General features: G+C 44.5%; 12 protein-coding genes. 9 read left to right on the forward strand and 3 right to left on the reverse strand.

Features of this window, described 5'->3' with window-relative positions; all coding sequences use genetic code 11:
* The first annotated feature begins 32 nt into the window (after positions 1-32).
* The 6 genes from DRED_RS09040 (at position 33) to DRED_RS09065 (ending at position 5090) form a co-directional block, all read left to right on the forward strand.
* Positions 33-821, forward strand: coding sequence for a dihydroorotate dehydrogenase electron transfer subunit (locus DRED_RS09040; protein WP_011878027.1), 789 nt, complete (start codon positions 33-35; stop codon positions 819-821).
* Positions 818-1732 (forward strand): dihydroorotate dehydrogenase, encoded by a 915-nt coding sequence (locus DRED_RS09045; RefSeq protein WP_011878028.1) that lies wholly within the window; start codon positions 818-820, stop codon positions 1730-1732. Before DRED_RS09040 ends, DRED_RS09045 begins: the two co-directional genes overlap by 4 nt.
* Before the next feature lie 34 nt (positions 1733-1766).
* Positions 1767-2504, forward strand: a complete 738-nt coding sequence (gene pyrF, locus DRED_RS09050; RefSeq protein WP_011878029.1) for an orotidine-5'-phosphate decarboxylase — start codon at positions 1767-1769, stop codon at positions 2502-2504.
* Between the two features lie 2 nt (positions 2505-2506).
* Positions 2507-2956, forward strand: a complete 450-nt coding sequence (lspA, locus tag DRED_RS09055; RefSeq protein WP_011878030.1) for a signal peptidase II — start codon at positions 2507-2509, stop codon at positions 2954-2956.
* Between the two features lie 13 nt (positions 2957-2969).
* Positions 2970-3545, forward strand: a complete 576-nt coding sequence (gene pyrE / locus DRED_RS09060; protein WP_011878031.1) for an orotate phosphoribosyltransferase — start codon at positions 2970-2972, stop codon at positions 3543-3545.
* A 72-nt stretch (positions 3546-3617) separates the two neighbouring features.
* Positions 3618-5090 (forward strand): alkaline phosphatase family protein, encoded by a 1473-nt coding sequence (locus tag DRED_RS09065; RefSeq protein WP_011878032.1) that lies wholly within the window; start codon positions 3618-3620, stop codon positions 5088-5090.
* 36 nt (positions 5091-5126) lie between these two features.
* Here the strand turns inward: DRED_RS09065 and DRED_RS09070 are convergent, their stop codons facing one another.
* A complete protein-coding gene (locus DRED_RS09070; RefSeq protein WP_011878033.1) occupies positions 5127-6905 on the reverse strand; it encodes an Rqc2 family fibronectin-binding protein in 1779 nt (592 codons plus the stop codon).
* Between the two features lie 181 nt (positions 6906-7086).
* Here DRED_RS09070 and DRED_RS09075 point away from each other — a divergent pair, with 181 nt between their 5' ends.
* On the forward strand, positions 7087-9837 hold the full coding sequence (locus tag DRED_RS09075) for a calcium-translocating P-type ATPase, SERCA-type (RefSeq protein WP_011878034.1): 2751 nt from the start codon (positions 7087-7089) through the stop codon (positions 9835-9837).
* A 148-nt stretch (positions 9838-9985) separates the two neighbouring features.
* Here the strand turns inward: DRED_RS09075 and DRED_RS09080 are convergent, their stop codons facing one another.
* Positions 9986-11782, reverse strand: a complete 1797-nt coding sequence (locus DRED_RS09080) for a methyl-accepting chemotaxis protein (RefSeq protein ID WP_011878035.1) — start codon at positions 11780-11782, stop codon at positions 9986-9988.
* 53 nt (positions 11783-11835) lie between these two features.
* Positions 11836-11931, reverse strand: a complete 96-nt coding sequence (locus DRED_RS19770; protein ID WP_156779744.1) for a C2H2-type zinc finger protein — start codon at positions 11929-11931, stop codon at positions 11836-11838.
* Positions 11932-12048: 117 nt separating this feature from the next.
* On the opposite strand from DRED_RS19770, the gene dapF reads away from it, so the two are divergent.
* Complete coding sequence (gene dapF / locus DRED_RS09085) at positions 12049-12903, forward strand: diaminopimelate epimerase (protein WP_011878036.1); 855 nt, start codon at positions 12049-12051, stop codon at positions 12901-12903.
* A 60-nt stretch (positions 12904-12963) separates the two neighbouring features.
* The gene (locus DRED_RS09090) at positions 12964-14142 is read left to right on the forward strand and encodes an LL-diaminopimelate aminotransferase (protein WP_011878037.1); all 1179 of its coding nucleotides are present in this window, start codon (positions 12964-12966) and stop codon (positions 14140-14142) included.
* Positions 14143-14151: the final 9 nt, after the last annotated feature.

The following is a 14151-nucleotide window of genomic DNA, read 5'->3' on the forward strand; positions in this document are numbered from 1 at the left end:
GACAGATTTCAAATATGAATGGAGGGGAATCGATGTCGAAAGTTTTTGACGCAAAGGTTCTTGCGGTATATATGGTAGCACCGAATACCTATTATATGGAGTTTGATGCTCCGGATATTGCCCGGCTGGCAGTGCCGGGCCAATTTGTGCATGTACGTTGCGGTGAAACCAACGATCCATTGTTGCGTAGGCCCATATCCATCCATATGGTAAGTCGTCCCAAGGGCGTCCTGGCTCTACTATTTAGGGTTGTGGGCAAAGGAACGGAGATATTATCCCAACAAAAACCCGGGGACAGGGTTAACATGATGGGTCCTTTGGGAAGAGGATTTACCTTGCCGCTCCCAGGTTCGAAGGTAGCTGTGGCGGCTGGCGGTATTGGCGCAGCCCCGCTGGTCTTTTTAGTACAGGAACTTGCCAATATAAAATGCCAGGTTACGGTTTATCTAGGTGCCAGGGATAAAAGAAGCATTCTCTGTGATGGACAATTTATACAAATGGAGGCAGAGGTGGTCATAGCCACAGATGATGGTTCCCTAGGCTTTAAGGGAACCGTGCCGGAATTAATGAAGAGACATATGGATTGGCGTAAAACAGCCATGACCTATGTCTGTGGACCTGGCATTATGATGAAAGAAATATCTACCATGTTAGCAGAAGCAGATGTGCCGGGAGAAGTTTCACTGGAAGAGCGGATGGGCTGCGGTGTTGGAGCATGCCTATCCTGTGCCGTAAAAATTTCTCATCATGGTCAAATAAGCAATAAAAGAGCTTGTTTCGAAGGACCCGTATTTCCATCTTGGCAGGTGGTTTGGGAATGAAACTAAATTTAGCAGTTAAAATTGGCCAATTGGACATGATCAATCCTGTTACCACGGCCTCCGGCACCTTTGGGTATGGACAGGAATATTCCCCCTATGTGGATCTTAATCAATTAGGAGCCATTGTAGTAAAGGGAACAACCCTAGAACCTAGGGAGGGAAACCCCACCCCAAGGTTAGTAGAAACTCCTTCTGGTATACTAAATTCCATTGGTCTACAAAATTCTGGGGTGGATTATCTGCTTGAACATTATGTTCCGTTTTTTAAGAAACTACAAACCAACGTAATTGTTAATATTTCTGGTAATACAGCAGAAGAATATGGTCAGTTGGCTGCCCGATTAGATGAAGCAGATGGAATTGCGGCCCTTGAGGTCAATATATCCTGTCCCAACGTAAAGAAGGGCGGCATGGCCTTTGGTGGAGATTTCCGCACAGCTGCAGAAGTAACAAAGGTGGTGAAAAATTCTACTGCATTGCCGGTGATTGTTAAGTTATCCCCCAATGTTACAGATATTGCTGAAATTGCCCGGGCAGTGGAAGGGGCAGGGGCAGATGGGCTATCGGTTATCAATACTTTGTTGGGTATGGCCATCGATGTCCGTAAGAGAAAACCCGTGTTGGGGAATACTATGGGTGGTTTGTCAGGTCCGGCTGTAAAACCAGTGGCCCTGCGGGCGGTCTGGCAAGTGTACAAGGCTGTTCATATTCCAATCATAGGTATGGGCGGCATCATGAATGCTACAGACGCACTGGAATTTATCCTTGCCGGTGCCCAAGCGGTGTCTGTGGGAACGGCTAATTTTGTTAACCCCTATGCAACTAAAGAAATTATCCAGGGTATGGAAAAATACTTAATGGAAAACGGCATAGGCGATATAAACGAGCTAGTGGGAGCAGCGCATTTGTAAATTCCCTAAGAAAACTTTCTCTTTTGGAGGTTTTATGAATCATAAAGAGCAAACGGCCAGAGAAAAATTAATAGTAGCTCTGGATGTTGATACAGCAGAAGAAGCAGTAACTCTAACCAAGAAACTCACTCCCTATGCGGCATTCTTTAAAGTGGGTATGCAGTTATTCTATAGCCATGGGCCGGAGATCATTCGTATAATCAAGGATCAAGGGGCAAAGGTGTTTTTGGACTTAAAGCTCCACGATATTCCCAATACCGTTGGACAAGCAGCAAGGGTCCTGGCAGGGCTGGGAGCGGACATCATCAATGTCCATGCTGCCGGAGGAGTGGATATGATGCAGGCGGCTGCCAATGCAGTTAGGCAAAGAGCTTACTCCTTAGGAATCCCGGCCCCCATGATAATTTCAGTCACTGTACTGACCAGCATTGACCAAAGGATCTTTGAGCAGGAGTTGGGAATGCCTGGCACCATTCAGGATAAAGTAAAAAAATGGGCGGTTATGACTCAGAAAGCAGGCTTGGACGGCGTAGTAGCATCGCCCCGGGAAATACAAATCATACGGGAAGCTTGTGGGACGGCTTTTAAAATTATTACACCGGGCATCCGGCCGTCCTGGTCCGTGAGCGGTGACCAAAAAAGAATCATGACACCGGCTAAGGCAATTCAACAGGGGACATCCTACCTGGTTGTGGGTAGGCCCATTACTGGCGACAAGGACCCGGCTGCGGCTGCCCAAAGAATATTGTCAGAAATAACAGAGGTACTTTAAATATGGTTCGCTTTTTAGTCGTCCTGATGGGTACCGTCTTTATTGATTTGTACACTAAGTATATGGTTATGAACAAAATGGCCGAGGGACAGACCATACCTGTATGGCCAGAAGTTTTCCATTTAACCTACATTCAGAATCCCGGAGCAGCCTTTGGTATGTTGGCCGGCAAAACCTGGATATTTATCGGAATTACCTTGGCAGTGTTAGGTGCTATGGTCCTTGGCTACCGTTGGATAAGCCAAGCCGGTGTACTTTATCAATGGGCCCTTGGCATGGTGGCAGGAGGGGCCCTGGGCAACTTGGTGGATCGTATTCGATTTGCTAAGGTTATTGATTTTCTTGATTTTAGAATTTGGCCTATTTTTAATTTGGCCGATACGGCCATATGTATTGGGGTGGCATTCATATTATGGGATGCCCTGGGAGAATTTAGAGCAACAAGAAAATGAGGTGTCTGTTGACATGAATAGAGAAGAGATAATAGATATTTTTACAAAAACCGGGGCTATGTTGTCCGGCCATTTTCGTTTAACTTCCGGTAAACATAGCAATCGATATTTTCAATGTGCTCAGGTGCTGCAGCATCCGCAATACACCCAGAAACTCTGCCAAGAACTGGCAAATCGTTTCGAGAACCAGGGTGTTCAGACAGTTATTGGTCCAGCTATGGGTGGTATTCTAGTTTCCTATGAAGTGGCTAGGTCCCTGGGTGTACGCAGTTTGTTTACGGAAAGAGAAAACGGCAAGATGTCCCTTAGACGCAGTTTTTCCCTGCAGCCTGGAGAAAAGGTATTGGTAGTGGAAGATGTTATCACCACCGGGGGATCTGTGGCGGAAGTTATTGAGGTGGTTAAAAGTTTGGGTGGTGAAGTTGTAGGAGTAGGAGTGCTGGTTGACCGCAGCAATGGCAAGGCCAACCTTGGTGTAAGAACTGAGGCCCTATTAACGGTTTCGGTGGAAACCTACGACCCGGACAACTGTCCCCTATGCGACCAAGGACTACCGGCTGTAAAACCCGGCAGTCGACAAATAACCTAGTATTGGAACCGATAAAACTCCTCCTCATGGTGCAAACTATAGGAGGGTTTTTAATTTTTTGGAGGTGTTACCATGCCCGAGAACAGAAAGAAGGTCATCTATCTGGTGGTGGATTCCTTTCATCCTAGGGCATTGGAACATTGTATGGCACAGGGGAAGCTGCCGACCCTTTCATATTTAATTCAAAAGGGTTCATTACACAAGGCTTGCATTTCTGCCTTTCCCACCGCAACTCCGACTTGCACCAGTACACTGGCTACCGGGGTATCGCCGACAGAACATAGAATTCCAGGGATGGTATGGTACCATCGGGGTGAAAGGAGAATTGTTGATTACGGGTCTACTTGGCTATCTTTTATAAAGAACGGCATTATACAAACAGTACAGGATTTTGTTTATAATCTGAATCACAAGCAATTGGGATGGCAAATACAAACGATTTATGAGAATTTAGAGTCAAAGGGATATTATACTGCAGCGGTTAACCCCCTTATCTATAGAGGAAACAAAGAATATATCGCCCATATCCCGTTTATATTAAAGCTTATTACACTATTTCAACTGGAGGATATGACAATCTATGGCCCAAAGGGTCTTTCCTTAGGGCGTACCCATCAGCCCCCGGGAGACTTGCGTCAGAGTATCAAAGAGTTTCGTTATTGGAGAAAATTTGGCATAAATGACAAGTTTGCTGTAAAAGCAACCCAATGGTTCCTAGGGCAACAAAACAGTCCGGATTTACTAAGCGTTTATCTGCCGGATACCGACAGCATTGCCCATGCCAAAGATCCTGATTGTTGCGAACCCTGCTTGACAAGGCTGGATAAACATCTGGGAAGTATCCTTAACTGTTTTGGTAACTGGGACAAAGCACTGGCAGAGAGGGTATTTATTATTGTCGGAGATCATGCGCAATCTGCCCTAATACCGGGAAAAAAGGCTTTGGCTAATGTGCCGGAAATACTTGGGTTGTACTCCCAGCTCAGGGCGGGTGAAGATTTTACCCATGATAAGGATATTGTAATATGTTCCAATGAACGCATGGCCTATATTTATCTATTACGGTATCAACGGGGTATGAAGGAAAATATTGTTGCTTGCTTGTTAAAGGAAAAGAAGATAGATCAAATTGTCTGGAAAGCTGACGGTTGGTATCATGTTGCCACAGACCGAGGAAAGCTTTCCTTCTCTATGGGAACCGGCCATCACGATTGCTATGGCAATCAATGGCAAGTCAAAGGGGAGAAGGGCGCGTTGGATTTAAAACTGGATGGAGAATCTATCCAGTATGGTGATTACCCCAATGCTTTGGAACGCATTGCTCAATGTTTAGATAATCCCCATGCTGGGGATTTTGCAGTCACTGCTAAACCTGGCTTTATCATTCATGGAGAAGGGGCACCAAGGTGGCCGGGCAGGGGAAGCCATGGCTCCCTGTATCGGGAAGATTCATTGGTTCCTTTAATCATAAGCGGGGCTCCTGCTAAAATGGAGAAGCCCCGGCTGATGGATATAGTTTCCTTTCTTAAGTCCTTGTTTTTATGATTTATCACTGTAAGGTATTTCGGTTGGCATGAGCTCTTAATCTTTTTTTGCAGCCAATTGGTCCACCAGTTCCTCGCTGGGCGCGACATAGAGGGTTTGTTGGTTATCGTATATAACCATCCCCGGTTTGGCACCCTTGGGTTTGCGTACATGCCGCCGCAGAGTGAAATCAACCGGCACCTTCCCGGATTGTCTTGATTTACTAAACCAAGCAGCGAGGGTGGCTGCTTCTAGTAAAGTTTGATTTGGCACTTCTCCCGCAGGATTACGAATGATGACGTGAGAGCCTGGAATATCTTTAGTATGCAACCAAATGTCGTCCTCGCTGGCCAGACGTAAGGATAGGTAATCATTTTGTTTATTATTTTTACCTACCAAAATGGTAAAGCCCTCGGAAGATAGAAAAGACATGGGTTGGGGACGAAGTTTTTCTTTTTGAGAGCGATTTTTAACCTGTTGTATTTTAGGCTTAAGGTAGGCTTGCTCTTCTAATTCACTACGTATTTCCTTTAGATCCTCCTGATACATTGCTTGGGAAAGGGCCGTATCCACTGCATCAAGATAGTTCAGCTCGGATTCTGCCTGCTCCAATTGTTGGGTCACTGCATTCCGGGTATTTTTAGCCTTCAAATATTTTCTAAAGTATTCCTGGGCATTTTGGGAGGGGGTTAACGACGAATCCATTGCGATGATTGTTTCTGTTCCCGCTGGATCATAAAAGTTTTGCACCCTGGCCTCTTTTCCCTGGTCAATTTGATACAGATTTGCTGTCAATAACTCCCCAAAGATACGATACTCATCAGCTTTTTCGGCGGAGGCGAGGGATTTCTGATAGAGTGATATCTTCTTTTTTAAGCGACCGATTTCCTTGCGGACTGTCTGTAAAAGAGAATGGCGGAAGGACTCCAATTGTCTGAGTTCGATAATTTTTCTATAGTAGCCATCCAAAACATGACTGATACTGCCTGTTTCTTTTTTGAAAAACTTTAGATGTGATAGATCAATGGCAGAAAAATCCACTGGTAATTCGCGGCGGTCCAAAAGTAGTGTGGGTTGAAAGTACCCCTTTTCAAGTAGCTCACCAAGGTATTGAATTTGTTGCCACAGTTGAGTTAATTCATAATCGCCACAGTGTTCTAATCTATAGTCAACTGCCAACCCTGCCCTGAACACCAACTCCCGACAGGTTAAGGGCCCCACACCGGCAATTCTCTGTAAAAAAATATCTGTAACCTTGAGGTCAATATCCCCGGACATCAAGATCTCTCTAAATTGATCCTCCGTTAGCTTACGGGGATCGAATTTGCTTTGCTCCGGAGGCGACAGGTAAGGACGATTCGGTAAAACTTCCCGATAACGGGAAACGGCATGGGAGTAACGATGAATGCCATCCAAAATAGTGTTAGTTGTGGGATCCACCAGTAGTATATTACTATGTTTTCCCATGACCTCGCAGATTAAATGCTTTTCTCCGGGACGGCCCAGTTCGTCGCGGGAATCTACGGTAAATTGCAAAATTCGTTCTAAACCAATCTGTTCCACAGAACGAATGCGACCGCCTTCAAGGTGTTTGCGCAGCACCATACAAAAGATCGGCGGAGATAGGGGATTTACATGGGAGGCTTGGGTAAAATGAATGCGGGCATCCCGAGCATCTGCAGAGATAAGGAGCCTTTGTTTACCCTTTTCTCGGGTATGAATAACCAGTATAAGTTCATGGGTAGTGGGTTGTTGGATTTTCTCAACCCGACCTCCCACTAATCCACTTGTCAGCTCTTGGGCCACAGCGGCCATGACCAAACCATCAAATGCCATTTTGTATCTTCTCCTTCCACTCCTCTTATTTTAACGAACCCTATGAACGATGTCATCCTATATTCCATAGGAGAATAAAATCAAAATCAGCGTTACCTAAATAATGGGTCTTTTTTCAGGACAGGCTGAATAAATTTAAAATTAATACAAGGACAAACCTGTATTTTGGAGGGGAGACACAATGACTACGCGTTGGTTTGAAATGGGGAGACAGGAGGTCATAGACAAACTGGGAAGCTGTCCCGAAAAAGGATTGGACGAGCAACAGGCCAGAGAAAGGTTGGAGAAAATTGGTCCTAATAAGTTAACCAGCTCTAAAAAAAAATCACCATGGAAAATGCTTTTGGATCAATTTAAAGACTTTATGGTTTTAGTCCTGATTGCAGCGACCTTTGTGTCAGGCATGTTAGGAGAATGGGCCGATGCAGTGACCATTATGATAATTGTTGTTGTCAATGCAATCCTTGGTTTTGTGCAGGAGTTTCGAGCGGAAAAATCAATGGAAGCACTAAAGGCTCTAACAGCACCGGAGGCTTTGATAATTCGTGATGGTATTGAAAGGAAAATTCCGGCCTCTGATCTGGTTCCCGGTGATATTGTTTTATTGGACACGGGCGATAAGGTTCCGGCAGACCTTAGGCTACTGTCTGTAGCCAATTTAGGAGTTGAAGAATCTGCTCTTACCGGTGAATCCAACCCTGTAAAGAAAAGGGTGGAAAATATGGCCGACCAAAGTGAAGTTAGTTTAGGTGACACCCATAACATGGCCTACATGGGAACGGTGGTTGTCCGTGGTAAAGGTAAGGGCATCGTTGTAGCCACAGGGATGTTTACTGAAATGGGTCATATAACAAAGATGATTCAAGAGGCGGCAGAAGAACAAACACCCTTGCAAAGAAGGTTAGATCAACTGGGTAAAGCCCTAGTTGTCTTTTGCCTTTTAATCTGCGCCCTGGTTGTGGTGCTTGGCGTTATGCGGGGAGAGCCAGTTTATCAAATGTTTTTAGCAGGGGTAAGCCTTGCTGTGGCAGCGATTCCTGAGGGGTTGCCGGCCATTGTAACCATTGCATTGGCCATAGGGGTGCAAAGAATGATTAAAAGAAATGCCATCATTCGACGATTGCCTGCAGTGGAAACCTTGGGCTGTGCCACAGTTATTTGCAGTGATAAAACAGGTACACTGACAGAAAACCAAATGACAGTTCGGGAGGTGTTGGTAGGGAACACTAAGGTTAGAGTTAGCGGAGAGGGATATGATCCGAAGGGAGAGTTCCGCTTTGATGGTCCTAAGGGTCCAGAATTCTCTTTGTTGTTAAAATGCGCTGCCCTTTGTAACAATGCTAAATTAACCAAAGGTGAAATTACGGTCGGTGGTATTTTTAGAAATTTAAATAAAGGCAATCTTTCCCGAGTATGGGGAGTTGCAGGGGACCCTACCGAAGGGGCCTTAATGGTTATGGCCGCCAAGGGTAAGATCTGGCGAAAGGACCTGGAAAGTGATGAACAGCGAATAATGGAATTTCCCTTTGATAGTATTCGTAAACGCATGTCAGTTATATATCAGGATACTAAAGGCAATTTAACTGCCTATGCAAAGGGTGCCCCGGATGTGATGCTGGATTTATGTACCCATATCCAACGGGATGGTAGGGTGATTCCTTTAAGTGATCATACAAAGCAGGAAATTCTAAAGAAAAATTCTGAGATGGCCAATAACGCATTGCGGGTTCTGGCCCTAGCCTATCGGAATTTGGGGACTGTTACTGCCGAGGACGACTTAAATGAAGATCAAGTGGAACAACAATTGATTCTGCTGGGATTAGCGGGGATGATTGATCCGCCCAGACCCTCGGCCATTCAGTCCATTCAAGCTTGCCGTCGTGCAGGCATTCATACAGTCATGATTACCGGTGACCATCAATTAACTGCCCAAGCGGTGGCGAAAGAATTAGGTCTCCTAGCCAGGAATGCCAAGGTATTAACCGGTGCTCAATTGGATCGGCTCGATGATGATGAACTGCAAGCCCAAGCAGAACTCACTTCGGTATATGCAAGGGTTACACCAAAACATAAATTACGTATTGTCAGGGCATTAAAGTGCAATGGGCATGTGGTGGCTATGACCGGTGACGGAGTCAATGATGCCCCAGCAGTAAAAGAAGCAGACATTGGTGTAGCCATGGGAAAAGCCGGCACAGATGTAACGAAGGAAGCCTCAGCAATGGTGTTGGCCGATGATAACTTCAGTACCATTGCAGCAGCCATTGAAGAGGGAAGGGCGATCTACGATAACATTCGGAAGTTTATCCGTTATTTGCTTTCTTGCAACGTGGGAGAGGTATTAACGATGTTTTTAGCTGTGTTGATGGGCATGCCGTTACCGTTATTACCCATTCAAATTCTTTGGATGAATTTGGTGACCGATGGATTACCGGCCATGGCATTGGGGGTGGATCCGCCGGAGAAGGATATTATGTATCGACGCCCCAGGGATCCTCAGGAAAGTGTTTTCTCCCAAGGGCTAGGGTGGAGAATTATGAGCACCGGCACTATCTTTGCACTGGGTACTTTGATAGCCTTTGCCGTAGGTTTGATGATGGGTCAAGTGGAACTGGCAAGAACCATGGCCTTTAATACCCTGGTTTTCTTTCAACTATTTTTTGTGTTTTCTTGCCGATCGGAAAGACACTCTGTTGCAGAAATTGGTATGTTTGGAAATCCTCATTTAGTTTTGGCGGTGATAACGTCGGCTTGTCTGCAACTTTCGGTTAACTATATCAGTTTCTTGCAACCCATTTTTCACATCACCCCACTTGAACTTAAGCATTGGGTCGTTGTTTTAAGTATTGCCTTGGTACCCCAGGTGCTTAGTTCCCTCGGTAAGGCCATAAAGGACAGAGCAAAGGAAAAAATCATGTATATCAAAGCATAAGAAAAACCCGGGGAACATTCCGGGTTTTTCTTATGAAATCAGAAAGTATAAAACTTTCCGATTTCATAAGGGCAACTAAGGCTTACGCCGTCGCCTAAAGGCTCTCGTGCCCTATAGGGTATGGCGTAAGCCAAGTTTTCTTTAACACCTATACTTTAAAACGGGCAGCTGTTTCTCTTAATTCCTCGGCCATATTTGAAAGGGTTTCACTGGAAGCGGCCAGTTCTTCCATAATGGCTGTTTGCTCTTCGGCCGAACCGGCAATGTTTTGCACACCGGAAGAAATTTGATGGGTGGATGACGCAACGTCTTGTATTTGGCTATTTAATTCTTGAATGGAGGAAAGTATTTTTTGGAATGAACTGGCAACTTGCTTGACAATTTTGGTTCCTTTATCAACTTCATCCATTTCCGTAGCCATGGTATTGACAGCATTACTGGACTCGGTCTGTATGGAAAAAATTAAATCCTTAATCTCTTTGGCTGCGGTGGCACTTTCCTCAGCTAACTTCCTAACCTCCTCAGCCACCACTGCAAAACCTCGTCCCTGCTCACCGGCCCGGGCTGCTTCAATGGCAGCGTTTAATGCCAAAAGGTTTGTTTGTTCGGCAATTTGAGTGATCATTTCTACAATCTGTGTAATGCGACCGGAGGTGTGATTTAGTTCATTAATAACCCCGGCTACTTTTTCGGTAGAATCTTTGATGGATTGCATTTGATGTTCAATTTGATTGAGTTCCTGATGGCCGTGATCCGCAGATTGATTTGCCATCTCGGAGGCTGTATGTACCATTGCAGTGTTTTGAGTTACTTTTTCTACAGTTGCTGCCAGTTCTGTCAAGGTAGTAGCAGCTTCGTTAGCTGATGCTGAACACTGTTGGGTGCTAGAGGTTAATTCTTGGCTGGCTGCAGAAACTGTTCCAGCCTTTTCTGATATATGGAGCACCAGATCCTTCAGGGCGATGGACATTTGGTTGAAGGCTGTACCCAGCTTGCCCACTTCATCGCGGTTTTTGATGTTAATTTCTTCTCCGGTCAGATCTCCCTCGGCAATTTTAGCTACACTTTGTTCCAAAAGAACAATGGGTTTAGCGATGATGTTTGATGCATAATAAGCAACAATGAGGCTGCTCAATAGGGAAAATATAATAATCACGGTAATAAGAGTAATTAAGTCTTTGACTGCTTCCTTAACACGGTTATGTTCGATTGTTACTAAGCTATTAACATATGCTATTAAATTTTGCCCAGCAGTTACCGTATTGCCGATGGTTCCTTTATCCGCTAAGGTCTGCATTTGGATACTTTTTAAGGTGTTAAATTCCTTTGCGTCTCCATTGATAATTTGATCCTGAGAAGTGGCTTGACGAATATTAATTAAGTTTCCTGCATAGGCCTTATAGATTGAAACCTGCCGATTATATTGATTATAGAATTCTTTACCCTTTTGGGTTTTCAGAATGGATCGAAGCTTGGCTAAAGAAGCATTGGTTTCAGACATTTTGCTGTTGTGTTGTTCCAAATAGTCCATATCCCCGGTTATCAGATAGTTTCTTAGATCTAGGGCTGATTTTTGCAGAAGAATCAGGGATTCATTGGTCTGATTGATAACAAGAACTCGTTGATCAATTAATTGATCGTAGTTTGTCATTATTTTGTGCATATTGTTGTAGGACAAGCCCCCTACAAGTAGCAGTAAAGTAATAAGTAGCCCAAAGCCAGTAAAAAGTTTTCTTTTAATGGGAAATGCATTATTGGAAATCTTAGCTTCAAAAAAATCACATTTTCTGCAGAAAGGGATTTTTTCTGCCACTGTTCCTTGAACCTCACCGGTGCAAAGGGTTCCCGGGACTTTCCAACAATTTATGCCCTGGCTCTGTGTGAAGGCAGGACAAGCTAATTTTCTATCTTCTGGACAATTTAGATAATCCCAACAATTGGCCATTTTAATGTTCCTCCCCGATAATAAGTTAAAAATTGCCAATATTTTCAACCATATTATTTATATTCTATCAACATATCCATGCGCAGTCCATATAAAGATTCAAATAACTCATTGCAAACAGGACATCTAAATACCTGCCAAAACGATATACAATGTACATTTTAATAATAAGAAGGAAATATATAGGATTTAGTAGAAATTTAGCGTTCATATGGATATACTACAAAAATAGTTAAACAAAGATGATTTCAAGGAGGTAAAAAAACTTGTACTTTACCAAAGTGCATGGTTTAGGAAACGATTTTATCTTGGTAAATGCAGGGACTGGTCAGGGGTTTACGGATGACTGCAGCACACTGGCCAAAGAAGTCTGTGATCGCAAGTTTGGCATAGGTGCAGATGGGCTGGTGCTGCTATATGACTCCGGAGTAGCAGATGTAAGGATGAAAATAGTAAACTCCGATGGTAGTGAAGCAGAAATGTGCGGTAATGCCATTCGGTGTGTAGCTAAGTACTTGTATGATCATGGCATAATAAAAAAGGATGAAATTAAAGTTGAAACATTGGCGGGCATCATAGTGCCCCAAATTATTCAACAAGAAGGCAGTGTAAAAGCTGTCAGGGTGGATATGGGGGAACCTAGGGTAGAAAGGGCTGAGATTCCAATGATTGGCCCGCCGGGGCAGGTTATTGGTGAAGAACTAGCTGTAAACGGTAAGGTATACTTGGTGACGGCTGTCTCAATGGGAAATCCCCATTGTATCATATTTGTGCCTGATCTGGAGGATATTTCTCTGACCCAAGTTGGGCCTCAGATAGAAGTACATCCGGCCTTTCCCAAAAAAACCAATGTGGAGTTTGTTCAAGTCTTAGGTCCTAACGAAGTTCGCATGGTCGTTTGGGAGCGGGGGGCAGGCCCCACCATGGCTTGCGGAACCGGAGCTTGTGCGGTGGCAGTGGCAGGGGTATTAAATGGGTTTACAGAAAGAATGGTCACTGTGCATTTGCCTGGTGGCTCCCTTATGATTGAATGGGCAGAGAACGGAAGAATTTATATGACTGGACCAGCCACGGAAGTCTTTAGCGGTGAATATACAGTATACAACCCGTCCCGGCGTTGAAATACATTGGCTTAAATTGTTATACTTTGCACGAACTGCAACTTTGAAGGAGGCGTTATTGTGCGCTTTAAAGAAGCGAGGAGAATTAAAAATTTACCACCCTACCTTTTTGCTAGAATTGAACAGGTGATTGCTCAAAAAAAAGAAGAGGGTGTTGATGTCATTAGTCTAGGTATCGGTGACCCTGATATGCCCACGCCGGAACATATAATTAAGGATGCAGAAAAGCAACTGTATGTTGCTGAAAACCACCAATATCCATCCTCGGTGGGAATGCTTTCCTATCGTAAATCTGTGGCGGATTTTTATGCAAGGCGTTTTGGGGTAGAGCTAGATCCTAAAACAGAAGTTGTTTCTTTGATTGGTTCCAAAGAAGGGATTGCCCATATATCCTGGTGTTATTTAGATCCTGGTGATGTTGTGCTGGTACCAGATCCGGGTTATCCCGTTTACAGCGGTGGTGCCATTTTGGCCGGCGCTGAACCTTATTACATGCCCCTGACGGCGGATAAGGGATTTTTGCCAGACCTCAACGCCATTCCGGAGGATGTTGCCAGAAAGGCCAAAATGATGTTTATCAATTATCCAAATAATCCTACCGGTGCTGTTGCTGACGAGGCCTTTTACATAGAGGTAATCGCATTTGCCAGAAAATATGAAATCTTGGTTTGTCATGATAATGCCTACTCGGAGGTTTCTTACGAAGGTTATAAGCCCCTTTCCTTTCTAGAGATTCCCGGGGCCAAAGAAGTGGGCATAGAGTTTAGTTCTGTTTCCAAAGCCTACAATATGACTGGTTGGCGCATTGGGTGGGCTGTGGGTAACCCGGCGGTAATAGAGGCTTTGGGCCGGTTTAAAACCAATATTGACTCAGGTCAGTTTCAGGCAATTCAATACGCTGCTATGGCTGGATTAAACGGCCCCCAGGAAATTGTGGCGACCAATAATGAAATATACCGTGAGCGTAGGGACATTGTTGTGGATGGGCTAAATGCCATGGGCTGGAGTCTAGAAAAACCCAAAGCGACTTTTTACATTTGGGCGCCGGTTCCTAAAGGATTTACTTCGGCCTCCTTTGCAGAGTATGTTATCGAAAGGGCCGGTGTAGTCATAACACCTGGCAATGGTTACGGGGAACAGGGAGAAGGATATTTCCGTATATCCATTACAATACCCAAGGAACGTATTGCTGAAGCGCTAGAACGTATGAAAAATAATATTGGCAAGGTTGAATTTTAAAAATAGATT

Source organism: Desulforamulus reducens MI-1 (assembly GCF_000016165.1).
GTDB classification, from domain to species: Bacteria; Bacillota; Desulfotomaculia; order Desulfotomaculales; family Desulfotomaculaceae; genus Desulfotomaculum; species Desulfotomaculum reducens.

Excerpts from the sequence above, each read along its gene's own strand:
- DRED_RS09065 (WP_011878032.1), top strand. The coding sequence starts at position 3,618 with ATGCCCGAGAACAGAAAGAAGGTCATCTATCTGGTGGTGGATTCCTTT.
- DRED_RS09040 (WP_011878027.1), top strand. The coding sequence starts at position 33 with ATGTCGAAAGTTTTTGACGCAAAGGTTCTTGCGGTATATATGGTAGCA.
- DRED_RS09045 (WP_011878028.1), top strand. The coding sequence starts at position 818 with ATGAAACTAAATTTAGCAGTTAAAATTGGCCAATTGGACATGATCAAT.
- DRED_RS09075 (WP_011878034.1), top strand. The coding sequence starts at position 7,087 with ATGACTACGCGTTGGTTTGAAATGGGGAGACAGGAGGTCATAGACAAA.
- pyrF (WP_011878029.1), top strand. The coding sequence starts at position 1,767 with ATGAATCATAAAGAGCAAACGGCCAGAGAAAAATTAATAGTAGCTCTG.
- DRED_RS09070 (WP_011878033.1), bottom strand. The coding sequence starts at position 6,905 with ATGGCATTTGATGGTTTGGTCATGGCCGCTGTGGCCCAAGAGCTGACA.
- pyrE (WP_011878031.1), top strand. The coding sequence starts at position 2,970 with ATGAATAGAGAAGAGATAATAGATATTTTTACAAAAACCGGGGCTATG.
- DRED_RS09080 (WP_011878035.1), bottom strand. The coding sequence starts at position 11,782 with ATGGCCAATTGTTGGGATTATCTAAATTGTCCAGAAGATAGAAAATTA.
- lspA (WP_011878030.1), top strand. The coding sequence starts at position 2,507 with ATGGTTCGCTTTTTAGTCGTCCTGATGGGTACCGTCTTTATTGATTTG.